A 22,942-nucleotide genomic window follows, 5' to 3' on the forward strand; every position below is an offset into this window, starting at 1 on the left:
ATGTTATAATCTCAACAGATTGTGGATGATATTATTTTAGGATTTATTGCCTAAAAAAGCCTCTGGTCATTGACTCAACGAGAAAAGATCGGTAAGATCCGCGCTCTAAAAAATTCCGTTCACGTTTGGTTTCAACTTATTCGGCCAGCGTGGGAAATAGCAAACTGACCGATGGAATATTAGTTATGAAAAGAACATTTCAACCAAGCGTATTAAAGCGCAAGCGTTCACACGGTTTCCGTGCTCGCATGGCAACAAAAAATGGCCGCAAAGTACTGGCTCGTCGCCGTGCACGTGGTCGTAAAGTACTGAGTGCATAAAAGTATCTCATACGGAAGGGAGTTACGTCTGTTAACTCCCTCTCATTTCCAGACTGTATTCTCAAACCCTCCTGTAAAAGCCGTTACTGCTCATGTCACTATGTTGGCAACCCCCAATGAGTTAGGGCACCCACGTATTGGTGTTACCGTCAGCAAAAAGCGAGCTAAGCGCGCCGTTGACCGAAACCGCATAAAACGACAAATACGTGAAACCTTCCGTTTAAGGCAACATAAAATTCCCGCTTTTGACATTGTAATTATTGCTAAGCAGGGTATTGTCGAGCAGGATAACGCCGCATTACGGGATACGTTGAATTATTTATGGCGAAAATTAGCAAAGCGTTGCGAACAATACCAATCGCGTTCATAAAGGTTTATCAGTGGTTTATCAGTCCACTGCTGGGCCCGCGTTGTCGTTTTTATCCATCTTGCTCACATTATGCCTGTGAGGCCATACAAAAACACGGTACAATCCGTGGCATTGGCCTTGCTGCAGTAAGAATCAGTAAATGTCACCCAGCTCATGAGGGCGGCTACGACCCGGTTCCACTTGCTAAGCAAGACGCCAAGCCAGAAAATAACAGCGAATCCGAATCTTTACTAAATCAGCCAACAGAGACGAAATCACTATGAATTCGCCACGCACGATATTATTTATTGCCTTTTTAGTGGTGTCTTTCTTCCTATACCAGAATTGGATGGTGGAAACCGCACCCGGAACAAAAGCACCTGAAAACGTTACCTCAACACAATCGAGCAATAACGCTGAAAACAGCGATGTGCCCTCAGGCAGTTCAGCCGTTTCGGCAGACGTCCCGGAAAGTGATCAGCCGGTTGTAGCTCAGCGGGCTGAAACCACAGTTCACGTTCGCACCGACGTGTTAGATGTTGAGATAGATACCCGCGGTGGTGATGTTGTTTCGACTCACTTACTCAAGTTTGCGAAAACTCAGGGTTCTGAAGAACGCTTTCAACTTCTGCAAAACAGTTCAAACAACGTTTACGTCGCTCAGTCAGGCCTAATTGGCCCGGACGGAATTGATGGCAAAGACGGCCGCCCTTCTTATAACTACGAACAAGAAAGCTACGAGTCTACAAGCGAGGTTATTGAAGTTCCTTTAACCTATACGGCTGAGAACGGCTCTGTTTATCGTAAAGTATTTACCTTCACGCCAGGAAAATACACTGTTGATGTTCGGTACGAAGTAGAAAATAACACCAGCAAAACGCTTGAAACCCAATTTTACGGCCAATTAAAACGTTCCGTACACTCAGGCGAAAGTGGCAGTATGATCATGCCTACCTATTTTGGTGCAGCTTATTCCTACGATGAAGACAAGTTCGAAAAATACGATTTCGACAGCATGCAGGACAAAAAGCTGAACGTTACTTCGCAAACTGGTTGGGTCGGAATGCTTGAGCACTATTTCGTGTCAGCCTGGGTGCCGAAACAAGGTCAGCAAAATCGTCTTTATTCTCGAGTAGCCAATGGCAGCCAGGCAATTATCGGTGTCATTTATCCAATGACTGATATTCAGCCAGGCAGCTCCAAAACGATTGAGTCTCAAGTATTTCTGGGTCCAAAAGACCAAGACGCTATGGCTGAAGTCGTCGAGTATCTGGACTTAACCGTCGACTATGGTTTCCTATGGTGGTTAGCTCAACCGATATTCAAACTGCTGCAGTTCTTACAAAGCATCGTTATTAACTGGGGTCTGGCTATTATCCTGACCACAGTTATTGTTAAAGCGCTATTGTTCCCGCTAACTAAGGCGCAATACGTTTCAATGGCTAAGATGCGCATGCTGCAGCCAAAAATGACGGCTCTGCGCGAGCGTTATGGTGACGACCGACAAAAGATGTCAGGCGCCATGATGAAGCTCTATAAAGAGGAGAAAGTGAATCCTCTGGGCGGCTGTCTGCCTATGCTGTTACAACTTCCAATCTTCCTGGCGCTATACTGGGTGCTATTGGAAAGTGTTGAACTGCGTCATTCTGCTTTTGTGTTCTGGATACAGGATCTGTCAACCAAAGACCCATACTACATCCTGCCTATTTTAATGGGTGCCAGTATGTTCCTGATGCAGCGACTGCAGCCGACACCGACAGCTGACCCAATGCAACAGAAACTGTTTCAGTATATGCCGGTTATCTTTACCGTATTCTTCCTGTGGTTCCCATCGGGTCTGGTACTGTACTGGCTGGTCAGTAACTTGATTACCATTGCGCAAATGCTGATCATTTACCGTGGGTTAGAAAAGAAAGGGATTAACGTTCGAAACAAGAAGTAATCCAGCATTAAGGCCCGGCTAATGCCGGGCTTTAGTCCTTTTGGGAGCAGCAAAAATGCAAACTGAAACAGATTTTGACGACACCATAGTAGCTCAGGCAACGCCTCCCGGACGCGGCGGTGTTGGTATTGTTCGCGTGAGCGGAAAAGCCTGTAAAGAGGTTGCAGAAAAGCTGTTAGGTCACTGCCCCAAGCCTCGTAAAGCAGAGTACTTGCCTTTTTATGACTTACAGGAACAACTGTTGGACGAAGGCATAGCGCTCTTTTTCCCAGGTCCAAACTCCTTTACCGGAGAAGATGTCTTAGAACTGCAAGGCCACGGCGGGCCGGTTATTATCGATATGATAATTCGAGCAATACTGGAAATTCCCGGTATTCGCCCTGCTCGTCCCGGTGAGTTTAGCGAACGAGCATTCTTAAACGACAAGCTCGATCTCACCCAGGCAGAAGCCATTGCCGACCTAATTGATACCAACTCAGAGCAGGCCGCAAAAGCCGCCTTACAAAGCCTAAAAGGTGAGTTTTCTCATAAAATTGATCAGTTGGTAGACGCCGTTATTCACCTGAGAATATACGTTGAAGCGGCTATCGACTTTCCTGATGAAGAAATCGATTTTCTTTCCGATGGCAAAGTATCCGGCGATTTAGCTGAAATTATCGACCAGCTGTTCCACATAGAACAAGAAGCCAAGCAAGGCACGCTCATGCGCGAAGGCATGCGCATTGTTATTGCCGGACGCCCCAATGCGGGTAAGTCCAGCTTGCTTAACGCGCTGGCGGGTCGTGAATCAGCTATTGTGACAGAAATAGCCGGAACCACTCGCGATGTTCTGCGGGAGCACATTCAAATAGACAGTATGCCGCTGCATATTATCGATACCGCAGGTTTACGCGAAAGCCCTGACCATGTTGAGAAAATTGGTATTGAACGCGCCTGGGATGAAATACGCCAGGCTGACCGCGTGCTGTTTATGGTCGACAGTCAGGAAACCTCTGCCATTCATCCCGACGATATTTGGCCAGAGTTTTTCGCTCAGCTACCAGAAGATATGCCCTACACCGTTATTCGCAATAAAGTCGATTTATCGGAAGAGCCCACGGGTATAGATGAACACAACAACATTCCGGTTATTCATCTTTCCGCCAAAACCGGACACGGCATTGAATTGCTTAGAGAACACCTAAAACATTGTGTTGGTTACAGTGCAACCTCCGAAGGCAGTTTCATGGCAAGACGCCGCCATCTAGAGGCTCTGGCTAAAGCGAAAGTACATCTACTGCAAGGTCTGGAACAGTTAGAAGCCAATATGGCAGGTGAAATACTGGCAGAAGAACTGCGTCTAACTCAACAGCACCTCAATGAAATTACCGGCGAATTCACTTCCGATGATCTCCTTGGCCAGATTTTTGGTTCGTTTTGTATTGGTAAATAAAGCTTTTTCTTAGTCGTACAACTAAGGAGCACCAGTGAAAGACAAGTTAGCGCAATGGGGGTTTGACTATGTTCGCCTGCGGTTTGGCTTCCGAACCGGCGTTGCTGCCTGCTTATCTCTTATTATTGCCTGGGCTATGGGCTTAGAGCATCCTCAATGGTCTGCTATGACGGTTTGGGCTGTTTCCCAGCCAACTCGTGGTCTTCTTATAGAAAAGGCCGCATACCGGGCGTTAGGCACTCTTTTAGGGACTATGTTCGGTATGGTGCTGGTTGTTTCTGCCAGTGGCGAAATCATTTGGCTGGTGGCGGGCTTAACTCTGTGGGTATCGCTTTGTGTTTACACGGGTAATTTACTGCACGGGCTCATTTCTTACGGCACCATACTTGCCGGTTATTCAGCGTCCATGGTGGTGTTGCTAACACAAAGCTCAGACGCACTCATGCCGCTGGGTGTTGACCGTTTACTCACGGTTTTTGTCGGCATTATGACATCACTCGTTATTGGCTGGGCTTTTACTTATAAAAGAGCGGAACAAAGCTTAATTAACCAACTTCGCCGACAAACCGCGGCTAACTTGCACGATATTAGCCGTTACTTCGCCGAACCGGATAATAACGATTTAAACCTTGCCGATAAATTATCAAAACTGGCAGCACTGGAAGCCCAACTGCTCGATCACGGTACCGGCTCTGTCAGTGCTCATGAATCGGCCAAAACGTTACGTGTAGTTATTAACAGCCAATTGGGGTTTTTGGCTGAACTGAATATCCAGGAGCCAGAAAAAAATTTGGAAGTAAGCGATTACTTACTCGACGCGTCAAATAAATTAAATGCTTCCGCTAAACGAACTGAAATTATAGAACCTCTTAAAAATGCTCTGGAATCCATTAAAAACGCCGCATTGAAAAAGCGCTTTAATGAATTCGTTGAAGCAACCAATGACCGGTTATCTTTTCGTGATTCAGGCAAAACCGCCACTTCCACCTTACTCAGCAAAACCATTTTGCATCGCGACTGGTTGGGTGCACGCCAGGCCGCCATACGAACGTTCGTTATTATGGGGCTCATTGGCGCAAGCTGGTGGTATACCGAATTATTTCAATTCGCTTATTTAATGCTGGGTGCTTCAGTTATGTTGACGCTGTTCTCCACCGCAGACAATCCGGCATTAACCATGAAATATGTATTTTTTGGGCAGTGTGCCGGCGCGCTAACAGCAGTACTTATTCAGGCAACGGTCTGGCAATATCAGGATTCCATTTTATGGATGCTGGTTGCTTTAATGCCGGTTATTTTGCTGGCGGGTTTTCCTATGGCTCATCAAAAAACGGCGAACGGCAGTATGGATTTCAACCTGGTCTTTTTGCTGTTAATGCAGCCCTCTATAGGTTATTCGTTCCACCTTGGTCATTCAGCGAGTATTGCTCTGGCAGTCGTTGCAGCCCCCCTACTTTCGTTAATTGCTTATCGGCTTATTTATCCAACCAATTTAAAAGCGCGTTATCAAAGCTTACTGCAAACTTTGACCGAAGAAATTGACCAGCTGAATAAAACAAAACTCACCGAAAGCCAGTACAACCGACGTAAAGCACGTTTCTACCATCGCGTAATCAAGCTCACCCAAATTAGCGACAAGCTGGGAATGAAAGACAAAAACGCCATTCTCGGGCACCTTTTAACCGGTCAGAAGCGACTAAATTCCACCGGCTAACTCAACCTTTTTAGCGCGCGGCCAACGTTTAATTTCATATTCACGCTGGCATGCTTTAGTTCGGTTCGGGTGTTTCTCACTCCAGACAAGCACCACAGGACGACGAGCTCGTGTGTACTTAGCGCCTTTTTTATCGTCGGTATTATGCTCATTCACACGCCGTTCAATGTCCGTTGTGACACCGGTATAAAACGTATTGTCTGCACATTTAATTAGATAAACCGCCCAACTCACGACTTGAACTCTCTCCTGCTAAACCCAATACACAGTGTAACAACAGTTACTCAATGAACCGACTAAGGATGACATTATGAGCAGACATTTTGATGAAGCCAAGGGTTTGTCTGAACAACACGACCCCGCAACACACGACTTTGTGTTCAACCAGACCATGTTCCGCATTAAAGACCCGGAGCGCACTTTAAAATTTTACAGTGAAGTTCTGGGCATGACGTTGGTTAAGCGCTTCGACTTCCCGGAAATGGAGTTTACGCTGTATTTCATGGCTGCCATGTCGCCTGAACAACGAAAAGACTGGTCAACCGACAAAGACAAGCGCATTGAACAGACCTTTGGTCGCCCGGCCATGCTGGAACTGACTCACAACTGGGGCGACGAGAACGACGACTCGGTGTCTTACCACAGTGGTAACGAAGAGCCCAAAGGTTTTGGTCACATAGGTTTCGCCGTACCTGATATCGATGCCGCCTGTGAGCGTTTCGAAAAAATGGGCGTAGAATTTCAAAAACGCGCGAACGACGGAAAAATGAAAGGCATTGCCTTTATTAAAGACCCGGATGGCTACTGGATTGAAATATTCACGCCGGAGCGTCAGCCGGAATTGCTGAAAGAGCATTTAAAATAACAACGGCATAAGGCCAGTTCATCCGCATGAGCTGGCCTTTTTTTTAACTACTCTGAAAGCATAGACTTCACTTTATTTTCCAGAGACGTCATTCCATGTTCACGCCCAACCTCTAACGCCTTTTCTACCGACATTCCATCTAACCAGCCAGCACGTAATGCCATTAACGCACCAACCCGGTTACTCGAAGCACAATGAACCAGCACCGTTTTATCGCTGTTCTTTAATAAAATACGATCGACCAGGCGTGCATTTTCAAGTGTCACTCCGTCTGCACCGTTAACCGGTACATGGTAATACGCCATGCCATTACGGGTAACCACTGCGGCTTCCTCACTGTCGGTCATTTCTTTTTGTGAAAGCAGATTAATAACAACCTCACCACCTTCATCAGCAAAGTCAGCCAACTGCTCATTTGATGGTGTGCCCATCACCCATAACTTATCTGACACCTGTTTGGGTGACTCAATGCCGGCAAAAACATTCGTTGAAACTATTGCTACACTAAAAGCGACTAATACATTAACCAGAGCTTTTACCATTTGGGTTCTCCTGTATGATTCTCGTGTTTTTAATAGTAGCAAATGAGTTAGAAATTTTATGACTGTCTTACATCTTTTAGTGGGTACAACTTCTGGAAATACCGAATTTTTAGCCGATACTGTCAGCGAAAAATTAAATCAGCAGGGCATTGAAACCGAGCTTCATTACGAACCGGAGTTTGAGAAGCTACCCAGCGATCAACCCTGGTTAATTTTTCTCGCCAGCCATGGTGCGGGCGATTATGCCGACTCCATGCTCGATTTCTACGACGAAATAAACGATCCTCAAAGCCCTGATTTAGCCGGACTGAACTATGCCGTAGTGGCGGTTGGTGAATCCTGTTATGACACCTTCTGCGAAGCCGGTCGACATTGCGATAAACGCTTACAGGAATTAGGCGGGACACAAATGACCGATCGTTTAGAAATCGACATGCTGGAAGACGATCCGGAAGAGAAAGCATTAAACTGGTTGCCCGCGATCGCTGATGCTGTAAAGGCTCTGTGATCATACCCACAGGCTTGTGCACAAGGATTTCAGCTTGTGACTAAGGTTGGAATAAGATCACTTAAGCACTGTCAGTGAAGTGGGTATAACACTGGGGATAAACTGATCTGTGTATAACTACCCTACTTATCCACGATCTATGATCCCGGTTCAAGGGCACTTATCTACAAAGAGTGATCTTGCTCCAGGATATATTTAAAAAGGGCTTCAGCGATCTATTCACAGGAATCCGCTGACTAGTAGTAATAGTAATAAAAGATCTAAATAAGATCCTTTACTGATCTTCTTTAAGATCTTTAACAGCGCTGAACGAAATTTAACCATTTAGATTTAAGTGAAATCGCGTTAAAATAATCGGCTAACTTCCTATTCTTCAAACAAAGGTCACTTTGCATGTCACAACAGAGCCAACAACACTTTGACGTTATTGTTGTCGGTGGAGGACACGCCGGAACAGAAGCTGCGTTAGCCGCCGCTCGTTTAGGTGTTAAAACCCTATTGCTTACGCATAATATTGATACTTTAGGGCAAATGTCCTGCAACCCAGCCATAGGGGGAATAGGAAAAGGTCATTTAGTAAAAGAGATCGATGCACTTGGCGGCGTTATGGCCAAAGCAGCTGATAAAGCCGGAATTCAATTCAGAACACTGAATTCATCCAAAGGCCCGGCAGTGCGCGCAACCAGAGCTCAGGCTGACCGACAGCTTTACAAACAAGCGATCCGCTACGCACTGGAAACCCAACCAAATCTGTCAATATTCCAACAAGGTTGTGACGATCTGATCGTCGAGAACGATCGCGTTACTGGCGTTGTTACCCAAATGGGTCTTAAATTTACGGCAAAAACCGTGGTGCTGACCGTAGGAACATTCCTGGGCGGACAGATCCATATTGGTCTGGATAACTACCAGGGCGGACGTGCAGGCGATCCTCCATCAAACGCGTTAGCTAAACGATTACGTGCATTGCCATTACGAGTTGAACGCTTAAAAACTGGCACACCACCACGTATCGCCAGCCACAGTGTTGATTTTTCTGTTATGCAGGAACAACCGGGTGATACCCCTACTCCGGTATTTTCTTACATGGGTTCTCGTTCTGATCACCCACAGCAGATTCCGTGTTACATCACGCATACGAACGAAAATACCCACGAGATTATTCGTTCGGGGCTTGATCGTTCGCCCATGTATTCTGGTGTGATTGAAGGCGTAGGACCACGTTACTGTCCTTCAATTGAAGATAAAATTGTCCGTTTTGCTGACAAAGGCTCGCATCAAATTTTTGTTGAACCAGAAGGCTTAGATACCTTTGAAATTTACCCTAATGGCATTTCAACCAGCTTACCGTTTGACGTTCAGCAGCGTCTGGTTCAGTCAATTAAAGGCTTTGAAAATGCTCATATCACACGCCCTGGCTACGCCATAGAGTACGATTATTTTGATCCCCGAGATCTGAAACAGTCTCTGGAAACCAAAGTCATTGACGGCTTGTTCTTCGCTGGCCAGATTAACGGTACAACAGGCTATGAAGAAGCCGGTGCGCAAGGACTTATTGCTGGTTTAAATGCCGCATTGCAGGCGCAGGATAAAGAATCCTGGGCTCCACGACGCGATCAGGCTTATATGGGCGTGTTGATCGATGATTTATCGACTCTGGGCACTCAAGAGCCCTACCGTATGTTCACTTCGCGTGCCGAATATCGTCTGTTGCTGCGTGAAGATAACGCCGATATGCGATTAACTGAAATTGGCCGTAATCTCGGTTTAGTGGATGATGAACGCTGGGCCGCGTTTAATAAGAAAATGGAATCAGTCGAGCAGGAAAAACAACGCTTAAAAACTACCTGGGTGCATAAAGATCATGCATCTGTAGAGCAAATTAACGCGCTGGTTAAAAGCCCTGTCACCAAAGAAGTCAGTGGCGAAGAACTATTACGCCGCCCGGAAATTCATTACAAAGATTTAGCCTTAACTGACTTTTTTGCGCCGGGGTTAGACGATCCTTTAGCGGCAGAACAAGTTGAGATCCAAATTAAATACGCGGGTTATATAACGCGTCAGCAGGAAGAAATAGCAAAACAACAACGTCATGAAAATACCTTGCTGCCCTCGCCTTTCGATTACGCTAAAATTAAGGGGTTATCGAACGAAGTGGTTGCGAAATTAAATGATCATCAGCCTGAGACCGTTGGTAAAGCAGCGCGTATTTCCGGAATTACTCCGGCGGCTGTTTCAATGTTATTGGTTCACCTGAAAAAGCAGGGTTTATTGCGTAAAAGTGCTTAAGGAAGAAATGTGAAAGAGCAGTTAAAGGGATTATTAGATCAGGCACAAATAAACCTGTCAGAAGCACAGATTGAGCAACAACTGGCGTTAGTAGGCTTACTGGATAAATGGAATAAAGCCTATAACCTGACCAGCGTGAGAAATCCGAAGGATATGCTGACCCGACATATTATGGACAGCCTGGCTGTTCGTAAGTATTTACATGGGCAGCGCTTCATCGATGTCGGTACAGGACCAGGGCTACCGGGTTTACCCTTAGCCATAGCCGAACCGGATAATGAATTTGTTTTACTCGATAGTTTAGGCAAGCGAATCCGTTTTATTCGTCAGGTTTGTCATGAGCTAAAACTAACCAATGTTACGGCTGTGCAGGCGCGGGTGGAAGACTATCAGGACGAAAAGCAGTTTGATGGTGTAATCAGTAGAGCCTTTGCCTCGCTTAATGATATGCTTTCATGGTGTGAACATTTACCGGCTGAAAACGGTCGGTTTTATGCGTTGAAAGGGCTGTATCCGCAAGACGAACTGGAGCAGTTGCCCGAGCAATATAAAATTGAAAGTATTGAGCAAATTAACGTTCCCGGCATTGACGCGAGCCGGCATATCGTCATTATAAGCAAACGGTCATAAAACAACCGACAGTCGACTATCCGACAACAACAAGAGGTTATAAAACCCGTGGCTAGAACCATTGCTATTGCGAATCAAAAAGGCGGAGTAGGAAAAACAACCACAGCAGTTAACTTAGCTGCGTCCATGGCTGCTACCCGTCGCAAAGTGTTGTTGATTGACCTGGACCCTCAGGGTAACGCGACTATGGGCAGTGGCGTTGATAAGTACGATGTTGAAAATACCATTTACGAATTGCTGATTGAAGAAAAGCCAGTCGGCGACGTTGCCGTAAAAGACACCAACGGTAAATACCATTTAATAGCGGCTAACGCCGATGCTACAGCTGCAGAAATCAAGTTAATGGAAGTTTTTGCACGCGAATTGCGTTTACGTAATGCACTTAAAGCCGTTCAGGATAGCTACGACTATATTTTTATTGATTGTCCGCCATCGCTGAATATGCTGACCGTTAACGGCATGGCCGCCGCTGACTCTATTCTGGTGCCCATGCAGTGCGAGTATTATGCACTGGAAGGTCTTACCGCATTAATGGAAACTATTCGTCAGCTGGCCGACGTGGTTAATCCTGGGCTGGAAATTGAAGGTATTTTGCGGACTATGTACGATCCGCGTAATCGTCTGGCTAACGATGTTTCAGAGCAGCTCAAAAACCACTTTGGTGAGAAAGTTTACCGGACCGTTATTCCACGTAACGTCCGTTTAGCCGAAGCACCTTCATTTGGTGCGCCGGCTATGTACTACGACAAGTCATCCACCGGGTCAAAGGCCTATTTAGCCTTAGCGGGTGAACTTATCCGACGTTCTGAAAATCGTAAAGAAGTAGCAAAAGAATCATAACAAGGGAATAAAGCGAATCATGTCGGCAAAAAAACGAGGTTTAGGTCGCGGTCTGGATGCCTTACTGACCAGTAATCAGCAAAACTCTGACCGTCAATCAGAGCAAGTGACGGAAGAAGTCAAAGGTGAGTTACAGAAGCTGCCGGTTGAGTTTTTAAAGCCTGGCCGTTATCAACCTCGTAAAGACATGTCACCCGAAGCTTTAGAAGACTTAGCCGCTTCGGTAAAAGCCCAGGGGATAATACAGCCTATTGTTGTGCGCCCTGTTGGCAAAGACGAGTATGAGATTATTGCGGGTGAGCGTCGCTGGCGTGCGGCGCAGCTGGCAAAGCTTGAACTGGTTCCTTGTTTAATCAAAGACGTACCCGATGAAGCCGCAGTAGCTATCGCGTTAATTGAAAACATTCAGCGTGAAGATTTAAACGCGATGGAAGAAGCCACTGCGTTACAACGTTTGTTGGTCGAGTTTCAGATGACTCACCAGGACGTTGCTCAGGCAGTCGGTAAATCACGGACTACAGTGACCAATTTGCTGCGTCTGAATAACTTGCAGGACGGCGTTAAAGTGTTACTGGAGCGTGGTGATATTGAACTTGGCCATGCCAAGTTGTTATTGGCGCTGGAAGGCGAACAACAAGCCGACGTAGCACAACAGATTGTCGCAAAAGATATGACCGTACGTGACGCAGAAAAGCTCGTCAGACGTACAATTGACCCTCCCAAAGAAACTGAAAAACCAGAGCCAGACGCTAATATTGAACATTTAGAAACCAAGTTGTCTGAGACCCTGGGAGCCAAAGTTTCCATTAACCATGGTCGTAAAGGAAAGGGTAAACTGGTTATCAGTTACACCAACCTGGACGAACTGGATGGAATTCTGACTCACATCAAATAATAATTTCCAATGCATTGATTGTTGTAGAACTTTTGTTAAATGGCATAGAAACCGTCGCCTACAGGCAAATTTGTTTGCAATTACATGGCAGATCTTTATACTAGCGCGAGTTTCGTTGTGGCTGGTTGAAAGCCTCAAAAAAATAGCCGCCAGTTAAAAGGTTTTAGTCGTGACACAGGCACTTAATGCGGTAGGTAAAAAGCTGGCAGGAAAAGTTGTAGGTACGCAATTTATAGCGGTTTTGATAGCCGCACTTGTCACGATAGCAGTTTCGAATACACAGTCAGCTTTGGGTATTCTGTGTGGCGGATTAACCGTCGTAATACCAAGCGCTCTATTTGCACTTATCGCTTTTAGACACGCAGGCGCGCGCGCTAATCAGAAAGTTGTACAAAGTTTCTTTTTAGGCGAAGGCGTTAAGCTACTGCTTACAGCTATGTTGTTAACAATCGCATTGCTGGTAACAAATTTATATCCTGTGTGGTTATTGGTCGGTTTTGTCATCGCCGTCACCATGCAGTGGATAGCACCGGTTTTATTTTTAAAATCAACCTAACTGGGAAACAACATGATAAGTGGAGAACAAACTCCGACTCAGTATATCCAGCATCACCTCCAAAATTGGACGGTTGGTGAAGGGTTCTGGGCGGTGAACGTCGATACTATCTTCTGGTCCGTGTTACTGGGTGTGCTGTTTCTGTGGAGTTTCCGCAGAGTAGCGAAAAAATCCTCTGCTGGGGTACCTGGTAAATGGCAATGCTTTGTCGAAATGATTGTCGAGTTTGTTGACAACAGCGTCAAAGAATCCTTTCACGGTAAAGATAAACTGATAGCACCTCTGGCATTAACCATCTTCGTCTGGATATTCCTGATGAACCTGATGGACTTAATTCCGGTTGACTGGTTACCAACAGCTGCTATGTATGGTGGTTATTGGTTAGGCTTTGTTGACGACCCGCATGACGTGTACATGAAAGTGGTACCAACAACAGACCTGAATACAACCTTTGCATTGAGTTTAAGCGTATTTGCGCTAATTATTATCTACTCAATCAAATACAAAGGCGTGAAAGGTTTCGCTAAAGAAATGACTTTCACCCCGTTTAATCACTGGGCATTAATACCGGTGAACTTTGTACTGGAAAGTATCACGTTATTGGCAAAACCAGCGTCACTGGCACTGCGTTTGTTCGGTAACCTGTATGCAGGTGAATTGATATTTATTCTAATTGCAATGATTGGATTCTGGCAGCTACCGGCGCACTTTGCGTGGGCAGTGTTCCATATTCTGGTTATTACATTGCAAGCGTTTATTTTCATGATGCTGACCATTGTTTACTTAAGCATGGCGTCATCTGAACACTAGTGTTCGAAACAAAAGTTTTTAGCTTTACTTTTAACTTTAATCTACTGAAAAACTGGAGAAATCAATGGAAACTGTAGTTGCTTTTACTGCTATCGCTGTATCAATCATGATCGGTCTGGCTGCACTGGGTACTGCCCTGGGCTTTGGTATTCTGGGTGGTAAATTCCTGGAAGCTGCTGCTCGTCAACCAGAACTGGCACCACAGCTGCAAGTTAAAATGTTCATCGTTGCTGGTCTTATCGATGCTATCGCGATGATCGGTGTTGCTGTTGCATTGCTGTTCACGTTTGCGAACCCATTCTTAACCCAGGTAGCAGGCTAATCGTTATTCGACGGTCACCAACTGAAGGAGGTCCGTTGTGAATATCAACGCTACTCTAATTGGACAAACGATCGCGTTTATCGTGTTCGTGTGGTTCTGCATGAAATTTGTATGGCCACCGATCATCAAAGCTATCGAGGAACGTCAGAAGAAAATTGCTGACGGCCTTAATGCCGGTGAACGTGCTCAAAAAGATTTAGAGAAAGCCCAGCAAGAAATTGCCGAGCAGCTCAAAGAAGCGAAACAGCAAGCCGCTGAAATCATTGAACAGTCGAAAAAACGTGGTGCAAAAATTGTTGAGGAAGAAACTCAACGTGGCCACGAAGAACGTGAAAAAATCGTTGCGGCTGGACATGAAGAAGTTGCCGCTGAACGCAATCGCGTTCGCGAAGAGCTGCGCAAGCAAGTTGCCGTACTTGCGGTGTCTGGGGCTCAGAAAATCATTGAGCGTGAAATTGATAAAGACGCTCATAGTGACATTGTTGAAAAACTGGTCGCTGAACTTTAATAAAGGGGTTTGAGCTTATGTCAGAACTGACTACGGTCGCTCGCCCTTACGCAAAAGCAGCTTTTGATTTTGCTTTAGAACAGGGAGCGCTCGATAAGTGGGCAGAAATGCTTAGCTTCGCTGCTGCGGTAGCGCAAGACGAGACTATTGCCTCATTTTTGAGTAGCTCCTCGACTGTTGGGAAAACAACAGAGGTTTTCTTGGGTGTTTGCGGCGACGAGCTCGACGACAACGCTAAGAACTTCGTTAAAGTACTGGCTGAAAATGAACGTCTGCCAGTGCTACCAGCAGTTAGTGAGCTCTATCAGACGCTTCGTGCTGAACATGACAAAGAAGTCACTGTAGATGTTAAATCAGCAGTTAAACTGCTGAAAGCACAACAAACGGCTTTGAGTAAAGCACTTGAGAAGCGCCTGCAACGCAAAATTAAGCTGAACTGCAGTGTCGACAAGTCCATTATTGGCGGACTTGTTATAGAAGCTGGTGATACCGTCATTGACGGCACCTTGCGCGGCAAGCTCGACAGACTTGCTTACGCACTGCAATCCTAATTGGGGACTTGAGCATGCAATTGAATTCAAATGAAATCGCAGAACTGATCAAACAGCGAATTGAGAAGTTCGAAGTCACCAGCGAAGCTCGCAACGAAGGTACCATCATGTCTGTACAAGACGGTATCATTCGCATCCACGGACTTGCAGACTGCCTGCAAGGTGAAATGGTTGAGCTACCTGGTAATCGTTACGCTATCGCACTAAACCTTGAACGTGATTCTGTTGGTGCGGTTGTTATGGGCCCTTATGCAGACTTGCAGGAAGGCACCAAAGTAAAATCAACAGGTCGTATTCTGGAAGTTCCGGTTGGCGAAAAACTGTTGGGTCGTGTGGTTAACACACTAGGCCAGCCTATCGACGGTAAAGGTCCAATTGAAGCTGACGGCTATGAGCCAGTCGAGAAAATCGCACCGGGCGTTATTGAACGTCAGTCAGTTGATCAGCCAGTACAAACGGGTTACAAGTCAATTGACTCGATGATTCCGGTTGGTCGTGGTCAGCGTGAGCTTATCATCGGTGACCGTCAGACAGGTAAAACGGCTTTAGCAGTAGACGCTATTATCAACCAGAAAGATTCTGGTATTAAGTGTGTTTACGTAGCTATTGGTCAGAAGAACTCAACCATTTCAGCGGTTGTGCGTAAGTTAGAAGAGCACGGCGCAATGGAAAACACCATTGTAGTTGCAGCTTCTGCTTCTGAATCAGCAGCCCTGCAATATTTGGCAGCTTACTCTGGTTGTACTATGGGTGAGTACTTCCGTGACCGCGGTGAAGACGCTCTGATTGTATACGATGACCTGTCTAAACAGGCTGTCGCTTATCGCCAAATTTCACTGTTGTTGCGTCGTCCTCCGGGTCGTGAAGCATTCCCTGGTGACGTTTTCTACCTTCACTCTCGTCTACTTGAGCGTGCTGCGCGTGTTAACGCTGACTACGTAGAAAAATTCACTGACGGTAAAGTGAAAGGCCAGACCGGCTCATTAACTGCCTTACCTATCATTGAAACTCAGGCAGGTGACGTATCGGCATTCGTACCGACTAACGTTATCTCTATCACCGATGGTCAGATCTTCCTTGAAACTGACTTATTTAACTCAGGTATTCGTCCTGCGGTTAACGCTGGTGTCTCGGTTTCACGTGTTGGTGGTTCAGCACAAACGAAAATCATCAAGAAACTGGGTGGCGGTATCCGTCTTGCCCTGGCTCAGTATCGTGAATTGGCGGCGTTCGCTCAGTTCGCATCTGACCTTGATGAATCGACTCGTTCACAGTTAGAGCACGGTCAGCGTGTTACTGAACTGATGAAACAGAAACAGTACAAGCCTATGAGCGTGGCTCAAATGGCTGTATCAATTTATGCCGTTGAAAAAGGCTTCTTGAAAGACGTAGAAATCGACAAAATCATGGATTTTGAAGAATCTCTGCAATCTTTCATGGCGAGCGAATACGCCGAGCTAATGGCTGAGATTGATAAAACTGGCAACTATAACGACGACATCGATGCGCAATTGAAAGCTGCGCTTGAGAAATTCAAGCAAACGCAATCATGGTAATCGCACCTGGCCGCAGTAGCGGCCATTTGTCGTTGAGTTAACAGGAGAATCGTCATGGCCAGCGGTAAAGAGATAAAAACTCAGATCTCGAGTATCGGTAATACTCAGAAGATCACCAGTGCTATGGAAATGGTCGCTGCGTCGAAAATGAAAAAGGCGCAGGAACGTATGGAGGCAAGTCGCCCCTATGCGGACACCATTCGCAAGGTGATTGGTCATGTGGCGCGCGGTAACCTTGAATATCGTCATCCATTTATGGAAGAACGTCAGGTTAAGCGTGTGGGTTACATCATTGTGTCTACCGATCGTGGTTTGTGTGGCGGCTTGAACGGTAATGAGTTCAAAAAAGTCGTTAAACACGCTAACGAATGGAAAGAGCAGGATGTTGAAGCGGATTTTGCCGCTATAGGCAGCAAAGGAACCAGTTTCTTCAAGCGTTTTGGTAAGTTGAAAGCGCAAGTTTCAGGTATGGGCGATAAGCCAGAACTGAAAGAAATCACTGGTTCAATCCAGGTTATGCTGGATGCCTTTGAAGAAGGCAAAATCGATCGCTTGTACGTTGTATTCAATAAGTTTGTGAATACGATGACCCAGGAGCCGACCATTCATCAATTGTTGCCATTGCCGCAAGCAGGATCGGAAGAAGATGTGCAGACAGGTAGCTGGGATTATCTGTATGAGCCGAATCCGGAAAGTATCCTGGATACGCTAATTCGTCGCTTCGTAGAAATGCAAGTGTACCAAGGCGTAGTGGATAACTTTGCTAGTGAGCAAGCCGCTCGGATGATTGCTATGAAAGCTGCAACCGACAATGCCGAAGACATTATTGACCAATTACAATTGCGATATAACAAGGCTCGTCAGGCAGCAATTACGCAAGAAATTTCGGAAATCGTGTCCGGCGCCGAAGCGGTATAACGCGGCAACGGTTAACAGAATTGAAGAGTTAGAGGAAACGTCATGAGTCAAGGTAAGGTCGTACAAATTATCGGCGCCGTTGTGGATTTAGAATTTCCACAAGACGCTGTACCAAAAGTATACGACGCACTGAAAGTGACCGAAGGTGGCTTAGAAGGTTTGGTTCTGGAAGTTCAGCAGCAGCTGGGCGGCGGAATCGTACGTGCCATCGCAATGGGTACAACTGACGGTCTGCGTCGTGGTATCACCGCTAAAAATACCGGTGAATCAATCATGGTTCCAGTGGGTAAGAAAACCCTGGGCCGTATTATGGATGTATTGGGTAACCCAATTGATGAAGCGGGCCCTATCGGTGAAGAAGAGAAAATGTCTATTCACCGTGCGGCACCAAGCTACGAAGAACAGTCAAACACTAACGAACTGTTAGAAACCGGTATCAAAGTCATCGACTTGATTTGCCCGTTTGCTAAAGGTGGTAAAGTTGGTCTGTTCGGTGGTGCTGGTGTTGGTAAAACCGTTAACATGATGGAGCTTATCCGTAACATCGCTATCGAGCACAGCGGCTACTCAGTATTCGCTGGTGTTGGTGAGCGTACTCGTGAAGGTAACGACTTCTATCACGAGATGAACGATTCAAACGTTCTGGATAAAGTATCACTGGTTTATGGTCAGATGAACGAGCCACCGGGTAACCGTTTACGTGTTGCTCTGACTGGTTTGACTATCGCTGAGAAATTCCGTGACGAAGGTCGCGATGTACTTTTCTTCGTTGATAACATCTACCGTTACACCTTGGCCGGTACTGAGGTATCAGCACTGTTAGGCCGTATGCCTTCAGCGGTTGGTTATCAGCCTACCCTGGCCGAAGAAATGGGTGTTCTGCAGGAACGTATCACCTCTACTAAGACAGGTTCAATCACATCGGTACAGGCCGTTTACGTACCAGCGGATGACTTGACTGACCCATCTCCGGCAACAACCTTCGCTCACTTGGATGCGACTGTTGTACTTAACCGTGACATCGCGTCATTGGGTATCTACCCTGCGGTTGACCCGTTGGATTCAACGTCACGTCAGTTGGACCCACAGGTTATCGGTGATGAGCATTACGACACAGCAATGGGTGTTCAGGAAGTACTGCAACGCTATAAAGAGCTGAAAGACATTATTGCGATTCTGGGTATGGACGAGTTGTCTGAAGAAGACAAACTGTCAGTATCTCGTGCTCGTAAAATTCAGCGCTTCTTGTCGCAGCCTTTCTTCGTAGCCGAAGTATTCACTGGTGCTCCAGGTAAATATGTGTCTTTGAAAGATACTATTGCTGGCTTTAAAGGCATTTTGGACGGCGATTACGACGATATGCCAGAGCAGGCCTTCTACATGGTTGGTACCATCGAAGAAGCGGTAGAAAAAGCCAAAAACCTGTAACCGACCGGGAGGTTTGAATGGCAACACAAACATTAAATCTGGACGTTGTCAGCGCTGAAGACAAATTGTTCTCAGGCGTTGTACAAACGGTTCAGGTCACTGGTAGCGAAGGTGAGCTGGGTATTTACCCAGGTCATGCGCCCCTGCTGACTAAAATCAAACCAGGTATGGTTCGTTATGTCAGCGAAGCGGGCGACGAAGAGCTTCTTTATGTTGCCGGTGGTGTGTTAGAAGTACAGCCTGGTCACGTTATTGTTCTTGCGGACGTTGCTGTTCGCGGTGACGAGCTTGACTTGCAGGAAGCTGAAGCAGCGAAGAAACGCGCTGAAGAAGCCATTGCCGATTCAGGTTCTGATGTGACCTATGCAGAAGCTATTGCTGAGCTATCGCGTGCGTTAGCTCAAATCGATATTATTCGTAAGCTTAAGCGCTAAAACTTCTGCGTTAAAATACGTAAAAGGCCTTGTTGTTAGTGCAACAGGGCCTTTTTTGTCGTTACAATAAGCTAATGCAATAAGGCTTACGCCAGCGATTGAATTAAGGACCCATTAATATGAAGTTACGCGTTGTTATTCTGGCCGCAGGAAAAGGAACCCGCATGCGATCGGAGCTGCCAAAGGTGCTACATAAGGTGGCGAATAAACCTATGGTAGAGCATGTTATTGATACAGCCAGGTCGCTAAAGCCTGACGCCATTAATTTAATTTACGGCCATGGCGGCGATCAGCTTAAACAGGCGATAGCAGGTGATGACTTAACCTGGGTTGAACAACGCGAACAATTGGGTACCGGCCATGCGGTTCAGCAGGTTATTCCACACCTGAAAAGCAGTGAAAAAGTCATTATTTTGTATGGTGACGTGCCGCTGCTGACCGAATCCACCTTAATTAAATTGGTAACCGCCAGCGCAAACACCTCGCTTGGCCTGCTGACTATGACGCTTGCGGAGCCTACAGGTTATGGCCGTATTGTGCGTAATGAACGCCGCAGCGTTACCGGCATTGTTGAGCAAAAAGATGCCAACGCGCAGCAATTAGCGATTAATGAAGTGAACACCGGCATTATGATTGCCGACAGCGATAAATTAAAAAGCTGGCTTGAGCAACTGAGCAATGATAATGCGCAAAAAGAATATTACCTGACCGATATTGTAGCAATGGCCGCGCGGGAAGGCGTTAATATTGCCACTGCACAGCCTGACAACGCGCAGGAAGTGGAAGGTGCCAATAACCGCCAGCAATTAGCCTCTTTAGAGAGAGCACTGCAGCAGCGTCAGGCTGAAGAGCTGATGACCCAGGGCGTTACCTTAATTGACCCTGCCCGCTTCGATTGTCGCGGTAAACTGAGTGCCGGCAGCGATGTCACTATTGATATTAATGCGGTGTTTGAAGGCAATGTGGTTCTGGGTGACCGGGTTGTCATTGAACCAAACTGCGTCATAAGAAACTCCGTTATTGGTGATGACACCATTATTCGCGCAAACTCCCATATTGAAGACGCAAAAGTTGCGAAAGGCTGTAAAGTCGGTCCTTTTGCGCGTTTGCGACCAGGAGCGGAACTTGCGGATGAAGCGCAGGTCGGAAACTTTGTCGAGATGAAAAAAAGCCACCTGGGTAAAGGTTCTAAAGCCAGCCATTTAACCTATTTGGGCGACACCCAGGTGGGTGAATACGCAAATATTGGTGCAGGTACCATTACCTGCAATTACGATGGTGTGAATAAAGCGCTTACAGAAATTGGTGACGGCGCTTTTATTGGTTCAAACAGCTCTCTGGTTGCGCCTGTCTCCATTGGTAAAAATGCAACCGTCGGTGCCGGCTCGGTCATAACCCGGGCGGTAGCAGATGACGAACTGGCTGTAGCCCGGGGCAAGCAGCGTAATATCAGCGGATGGCAACGTCCACAGTCGAAAAAAGGAAGTTAACTTATGTGCGGTATTGTAGGCGCGACGTCTGAACGTCGAGTAACAGGTATTTTGCTGGAAGGCTTAAAACGACTGGAGTACCGGGGGTATGACTCGGCGGGTGTGGCTGTTATCGACGCTGATAATCACCTTAAAAGCGTACGCCGTACCGGTAAGGTACAGGAATTAAAAGACGCCATAGACCAGAACCCATTAGACGGCACTATTGGTATTGCCCATACGCGTTGGGCAACGCATGGCGGGGTTACGGAAGCTAACGCCCATCCTCACCGTTCTGAAGACGAAATTGCCGTAGTGCATAATGGCATTATCGAAAACCACGAACGCCTGCGCGAAGAGCTGCAAGCTGAAGGTTATGTCTTTAATTCACAGACTGACACCGAAGTAATCGCTCACTTAATTCACCATGAGCGTAAAACTCATGGCGATTTGCTGGCTGCCGTTAAATCAGCAGTACGTCAGCTGGAAGGTGCTTACGGCACCGTGGTTATGGATACCAAATATCCTGAGCGTTTAGTGGTTGCCCGTTCCGGAAGCCCTCTGGTTATTGGCGTGGGTATTGGCGAGAACTTTGTGGCTTCCGATCAGCTTGCTTTATTGCCGGTAACCCGTAAGTTTATCTATCTGGAAGAAGGCGATGTTGCGGATATTAACCGCACTGAAATCGACATTTATGACTCTGAAGGTAGCGCGGTAGAGCGCGAGGTTGTTGAATCTGACGTAAGCTACGACGCGGGTGGTAAAGGTCAGTATCGGCATTTTATGCTGAAAGAAATTTACGAGCAGCCTATTGCCGTGCGTAACACGCTGGAAGGCCGTTTGTCTGAAACTACTGTGTTGGATAACGCTTTTGGTGAAGATGCGGCAAGTATCTTAAAAGACATTGAACACGTTCAAATTGTCGCCTGCGGTACCAGTTACCATGCGGGTATGGTGGCGCGTTATTGGCTGGAATCGATGGCGAATGTGTCGTGCAATGTTGAAATTGCCTCGGAGTTTCGTTACCGCAAGTCCTATGTTCACCCGAACAGTTTGTTGGTGACTATTTCACAAAGCGGTGAAACGGCAGACACCCTGGCTGCACTGCGTTTATCTAAAAAGCTTGGCTATAAAGGCAGCCTCACAATTTGTAACGTGGGCTCATCGTCTATGGTGCGCGAATCTGATCTGGCGTTTTTAACCCGTGCCGGTGCGGAAATTGGCGTGGCATCGACTAAAGCCTTTACTACCCAGTTAACCGGTCTGCTTATGCTGACCTTGGGTATAGGCAAATATCGCGGCATGCCAGAGCAGCAGCAAGAAGCCGTTGTTCATGCCCTACAGGCGTTGCCAACTAAGCTGGAAGAAGCGGTGTCCTTAGCCGATGAAATTGAAGAGTTAGCGCAGGACTTTGCGAACAAAGAACATAGCTTGTTCCTGGGGCGTGGTAACCAATACCCTATTGCTATGGAAGGCGCGTTAAAACTGAAAGAAATTTCATACATTCACGCTGAAGCTTATGCCGCCGGTGAGTTAAAACACGGCCCGTTAGCACTTATTGACGAAGAAATGCCGGTTATTGTCGTAGCACCGAACAATGATTTGCTGGAAAAACTGAAGTCCAACGTTGAAGAAGTGCGCGCTCGCGGCGGCTTGATGTACGTTTTTGCCGACAAAAACGCCCGCTTCAAAGGCGATGACTCGTTAACCGTACTTAACGTCTGCCATTGCGACGAAGTGATAGCGCCTATTGTCTATACCGTTCCATTACAGCTGCTGTCCTATTACGTAGCCTTGATAAAAGGTACGGATGTGGACCAGCCCAGGAACCTGGCCAAGTCAGTTACTGTGGAATAAGAAAGGGCCGAAAGGCCCTTTTTTGTGTCGGTGTACATTAAAGATCTTAAATGAGATATTAAAGTTGTTAAATTTCTTGGCTAAGTAAATCCACCTGTTAGCTAACCTAAGTAGGGTTCTACCCCGTTATTACGGACGGTTTAAAATCGCATAAAACTGCTGATCTGCTGGTTTCGTTAAGGGTTAATGCCTTTGAGAGTCTTCAAC

25 protein-coding genes are annotated in these 22,942 nt (G+C 46.5%); 23 read left to right on the forward strand and 2 right to left on the reverse strand.

All coding sequences use genetic code 11. From position 1 onward, the window contains the following. Window positions 1–185: 185 nt before the first annotated feature. The 6 genes from rpmH to ACN0RF_RS09210 are packed head-to-tail and all read left to right on the forward strand — an operon-like array spanning window position 186 to window position 5,757. Window positions 186–320 (forward strand): 50S ribosomal protein L34, encoded by a 135-nt coding sequence (rpmH, locus tag ACN0RF_RS09185; RefSeq protein WP_011235863.1) that lies wholly within the window; start codon window positions 186–188, stop codon window positions 318–320. Beyond that, window positions 313–690: a ribonuclease P protein component gene (gene rnpA / locus ACN0RF_RS09190; RefSeq protein WP_011235862.1), complete on the forward strand. Its 378-nt coding sequence runs from the start codon at window positions 313–315 to the stop codon at window positions 688–690. Before rpmH ends, rnpA begins: the two co-directional genes overlap by 8 nt. Further along, window positions 642–953: a membrane protein insertion efficiency factor YidD gene (gene yidD / locus ACN0RF_RS09195; protein ID WP_011235861.1), complete on the forward strand. Its 312-nt coding sequence runs from the start codon at window positions 642–644 to the stop codon at window positions 951–953. The genes rnpA and yidD overlap by 49 nt, the downstream gene beginning before the upstream one ends. Beyond that, window positions 950–2,611, forward strand: a complete 1,662-nt coding sequence (gene yidC / locus ACN0RF_RS09200; RefSeq protein WP_417438767.1) for a membrane protein insertase YidC — start codon at window positions 950–952, stop codon at window positions 2,609–2,611. Before yidD ends, yidC begins: the two co-directional genes overlap by 4 nt. A gap of 55 nt (window positions 2,612–2,666) precedes the next feature. Further along, a complete protein-coding gene (gene mnmE, locus ACN0RF_RS09205) occupies window positions 2,667–4,043 on the forward strand; it encodes a tRNA uridine-5-carboxymethylaminomethyl(34) synthesis GTPase MnmE (protein WP_011235859.1) in 1,377 nt (458 codons plus the stop codon). Between the two features lie 34 nt (window positions 4,044–4,077). After that, entirely contained in the window at window positions 4,078–5,757 is a 1,680-nt protein-coding gene (locus ACN0RF_RS09210) for an FUSC family protein (RefSeq protein ID WP_011235858.1), read from the forward strand. On the opposite strand, the gene ACN0RF_RS09215 is transcribed toward ACN0RF_RS09210, so the two are convergent. Next, window positions 5,740–5,991, reverse strand: coding sequence for a GIY-YIG nuclease family protein (locus ACN0RF_RS09215; RefSeq protein WP_110012838.1), 252 nt, complete (start codon window positions 5,989–5,991; stop codon window positions 5,740–5,742). The genes ACN0RF_RS09210 and ACN0RF_RS09215 overlap by 18 nt on opposite strands. Before the next feature lie 76 nt (window positions 5,992–6,067). Here ACN0RF_RS09215 and gloA point away from each other — a divergent pair, with 76 nt between their 5' ends. Continuing rightward, window positions 6,068–6,622: a lactoylglutathione lyase gene (gene gloA, locus ACN0RF_RS09220; RefSeq protein ID WP_417438768.1), complete on the forward strand. Its 555-nt coding sequence runs from the start codon at window positions 6,068–6,070 to the stop codon at window positions 6,620–6,622. Window positions 6,623–6,669: 47 nt separating this feature from the next. Here the strand turns inward: gloA and ACN0RF_RS09225 are convergent, their stop codons facing one another. After that, entirely contained in the window at window positions 6,670–7,164 is a 495-nt protein-coding gene (locus ACN0RF_RS09225) for a serine/threonine protein phosphatase (protein WP_417438769.1), read from the reverse strand. 58 nt (window positions 7,165–7,222) lie between these two features. On the opposite strand from ACN0RF_RS09225, the gene ACN0RF_RS09230 reads away from it, so the two are divergent. The 16 genes from ACN0RF_RS09230 to glmS all read left to right on the forward strand — a co-directional run bounded on the left by ACN0RF_RS09230 (window position 7,223) and on the right by glmS (window position 22,735). Continuing rightward, window positions 7,223–7,672, forward strand: coding sequence for a flavodoxin domain-containing protein (locus tag ACN0RF_RS09230; protein WP_253617421.1), 450 nt, complete (start codon window positions 7,223–7,225; stop codon window positions 7,670–7,672). A gap of 393 nt (window positions 7,673–8,065) precedes the next feature. Beyond that, window positions 8,066–9,961 (forward strand): tRNA uridine-5-carboxymethylaminomethyl(34) synthesis enzyme MnmG, encoded by a 1,896-nt coding sequence (mnmG, locus tag ACN0RF_RS09235; RefSeq protein ID WP_417438770.1) that lies wholly within the window; start codon window positions 8,066–8,068, stop codon window positions 9,959–9,961. Window positions 9,962–9,970: 9 nt separating this feature from the next. Further along, window positions 9,971–10,591, forward strand: coding sequence for a 16S rRNA (guanine(527)-N(7))-methyltransferase RsmG (gene rsmG / locus ACN0RF_RS09240; RefSeq protein ID WP_034819462.1), 621 nt, complete (start codon window positions 9,971–9,973; stop codon window positions 10,589–10,591). A 48-nt stretch (window positions 10,592–10,639) separates the two neighbouring features. Beyond that, window positions 10,640–11,431 carry a ParA family protein gene (locus ACN0RF_RS09245; protein ID WP_011235851.1) on the forward strand — a complete coding sequence of 264 codons (792 nt, stop codon included), beginning with the start codon at window positions 10,640–10,642 and terminating at the stop codon, window positions 11,429–11,431. A gap of 19 nt (window positions 11,432–11,450) precedes the next feature. Next, on the forward strand, window positions 11,451–12,326 hold the full coding sequence (locus tag ACN0RF_RS09250) for a ParB/RepB/Spo0J family partition protein (RefSeq protein ID WP_011235850.1): 876 nt from the start codon (window positions 11,451–11,453) through the stop codon (window positions 12,324–12,326). Between the two features lie 169 nt (window positions 12,327–12,495). Beyond that, window positions 12,496–12,882 carry an ATP synthase subunit I gene (locus tag ACN0RF_RS09255; RefSeq protein ID WP_417438771.1) on the forward strand — a complete coding sequence of 129 codons (387 nt, stop codon included), beginning with the start codon at window positions 12,496–12,498 and terminating at the stop codon, window positions 12,880–12,882. A gap of 12 nt (window positions 12,883–12,894) precedes the next feature. Then, the gene (atpB, locus tag ACN0RF_RS09260) at window positions 12,895–13,692 is read left to right on the forward strand and encodes a F0F1 ATP synthase subunit A (protein ID WP_153849330.1); all 798 of its coding nucleotides are present in this window, start codon (window positions 12,895–12,897) and stop codon (window positions 13,690–13,692) included. 64 nt (window positions 13,693–13,756) lie between these two features. Continuing rightward, window positions 13,757–14,014, forward strand: a complete 258-nt coding sequence (gene atpE, locus ACN0RF_RS09265) for a F0F1 ATP synthase subunit C (protein WP_011235847.1) — start codon at window positions 13,757–13,759, stop codon at window positions 14,012–14,014. 37 nt (window positions 14,015–14,051) lie between these two features. Then, entirely contained in the window at window positions 14,052–14,522 is a 471-nt protein-coding gene (gene atpF / locus ACN0RF_RS09270; protein ID WP_011235846.1) for a F0F1 ATP synthase subunit B, read from the forward strand. Window positions 14,523–14,539: 17 nt separating this feature from the next. Continuing rightward, window positions 14,540–15,073, forward strand: a complete 534-nt coding sequence (atpH, locus tag ACN0RF_RS09275) for a F0F1 ATP synthase subunit delta (protein ID WP_110012831.1) — start codon at window positions 14,540–14,542, stop codon at window positions 15,071–15,073. Between the two features lie 14 nt (window positions 15,074–15,087). After that, complete coding sequence (gene atpA / locus ACN0RF_RS09280; RefSeq protein WP_011235844.1) at window positions 15,088–16,629, forward strand: F0F1 ATP synthase subunit alpha; 1,542 nt, start codon at window positions 15,088–15,090, stop codon at window positions 16,627–16,629. A 54-nt stretch (window positions 16,630–16,683) separates the two neighbouring features. Then, window positions 16,684–17,547 carry a F0F1 ATP synthase subunit gamma gene (gene atpG / locus ACN0RF_RS09285; protein WP_011235843.1) on the forward strand — a complete coding sequence of 288 codons (864 nt, stop codon included), beginning with the start codon at window positions 16,684–16,686 and terminating at the stop codon, window positions 17,545–17,547. Window positions 17,548–17,589: 42 nt separating this feature from the next. Continuing rightward, complete coding sequence (gene atpD / locus ACN0RF_RS09290; RefSeq protein WP_011235842.1) at window positions 17,590–18,975, forward strand: F0F1 ATP synthase subunit beta; 1,386 nt, start codon at window positions 17,590–17,592, stop codon at window positions 18,973–18,975. Window positions 18,976–18,992: 17 nt separating this feature from the next. Further along, complete coding sequence (locus ACN0RF_RS09295) at window positions 18,993–19,409, forward strand: F0F1 ATP synthase subunit epsilon (protein ID WP_011235841.1); 417 nt, start codon at window positions 18,993–18,995, stop codon at window positions 19,407–19,409. 119 nt (window positions 19,410–19,528) lie between these two features. Then, window positions 19,529–20,899 (forward strand): bifunctional UDP-N-acetylglucosamine diphosphorylase/glucosamine-1-phosphate N-acetyltransferase GlmU, encoded by a 1,371-nt coding sequence (gene glmU / locus ACN0RF_RS09300; RefSeq protein WP_273025253.1) that lies wholly within the window; start codon window positions 19,529–19,531, stop codon window positions 20,897–20,899. A gap of 3 nt (window positions 20,900–20,902) precedes the next feature. Further along, complete coding sequence (glmS, locus tag ACN0RF_RS09305; protein WP_417438772.1) at window positions 20,903–22,735, forward strand: glutamine--fructose-6-phosphate transaminase (isomerizing); 1,833 nt, start codon at window positions 20,903–20,905, stop codon at window positions 22,733–22,735. The last annotated feature ends 207 nt before the right edge of the window (window positions 22,736–22,942 follow it).

The organism is Idiomarina sp. (assembly GCF_048260185.1).
Lineage (GTDB): Bacteria > Pseudomonadota > Gammaproteobacteria > Enterobacterales > Alteromonadaceae > Idiomarina.

What these genes read in the sequence shown, in the direction of transcription:
- rpmH (WP_011235863.1), top strand. Translation starts at nt 186, where the DNA reads ATGAAAAGAACATTTCAACCAAGCGTATTAAAGCGCAAGCGTTCACAC.
- yidD (WP_011235861.1), top strand. Translation starts at nt 642, where the DNA reads ATGGCGAAAATTAGCAAAGCGTTGCGAACAATACCAATCGCGTTCATA.
- yidC (WP_417438767.1), top strand. Translation starts at nt 950, where the DNA reads ATGAATTCGCCACGCACGATATTATTTATTGCCTTTTTAGTGGTGTCT.
- mnmE (WP_011235859.1), top strand. Translation starts at nt 2,667, where the DNA reads ATGCAAACTGAAACAGATTTTGACGACACCATAGTAGCTCAGGCAACG.
- gloA (WP_417438768.1), top strand. Translation starts at nt 6,068, where the DNA reads ATGAGCAGACATTTTGATGAAGCCAAGGGTTTGTCTGAACAACACGAC.
- ACN0RF_RS09225 (WP_417438769.1), bottom strand. Translation starts at nt 7,164, where the DNA reads ATGGTAAAAGCTCTGGTTAATGTATTAGTCGCTTTTAGTGTAGCAATA.
- ACN0RF_RS09230 (WP_253617421.1), top strand. Translation starts at nt 7,223, where the DNA reads ATGACTGTCTTACATCTTTTAGTGGGTACAACTTCTGGAAATACCGAA.
- mnmG (WP_417438770.1), top strand. Translation starts at nt 8,066, where the DNA reads ATGTCACAACAGAGCCAACAACACTTTGACGTTATTGTTGTCGGTGGA.
- ACN0RF_RS09250 (WP_011235850.1), top strand. Translation starts at nt 11,451, where the DNA reads ATGTCGGCAAAAAAACGAGGTTTAGGTCGCGGTCTGGATGCCTTACTG.
- atpB (WP_153849330.1), top strand. Translation starts at nt 12,895, where the DNA reads ATGATAAGTGGAGAACAAACTCCGACTCAGTATATCCAGCATCACCTC.
- atpE (WP_011235847.1), top strand. Translation starts at nt 13,757, where the DNA reads ATGGAAACTGTAGTTGCTTTTACTGCTATCGCTGTATCAATCATGATC.
- atpH (WP_110012831.1), top strand. Translation starts at nt 14,540, where the DNA reads ATGTCAGAACTGACTACGGTCGCTCGCCCTTACGCAAAAGCAGCTTTT.
- atpA (WP_011235844.1), top strand. Translation starts at nt 15,088, where the DNA reads ATGCAATTGAATTCAAATGAAATCGCAGAACTGATCAAACAGCGAATT.
- atpG (WP_011235843.1), top strand. Translation starts at nt 16,684, where the DNA reads ATGGCCAGCGGTAAAGAGATAAAAACTCAGATCTCGAGTATCGGTAAT.
- atpD (WP_011235842.1), top strand. Translation starts at nt 17,590, where the DNA reads ATGAGTCAAGGTAAGGTCGTACAAATTATCGGCGCCGTTGTGGATTTA.
- ACN0RF_RS09295 (WP_011235841.1), top strand. Translation starts at nt 18,993, where the DNA reads ATGGCAACACAAACATTAAATCTGGACGTTGTCAGCGCTGAAGACAAA.
- glmU (WP_273025253.1), top strand. Translation starts at nt 19,529, where the DNA reads ATGAAGTTACGCGTTGTTATTCTGGCCGCAGGAAAAGGAACCCGCATG.
- glmS (WP_417438772.1), top strand. Translation starts at nt 20,903, where the DNA reads ATGTGCGGTATTGTAGGCGCGACGTCTGAACGTCGAGTAACAGGTATT.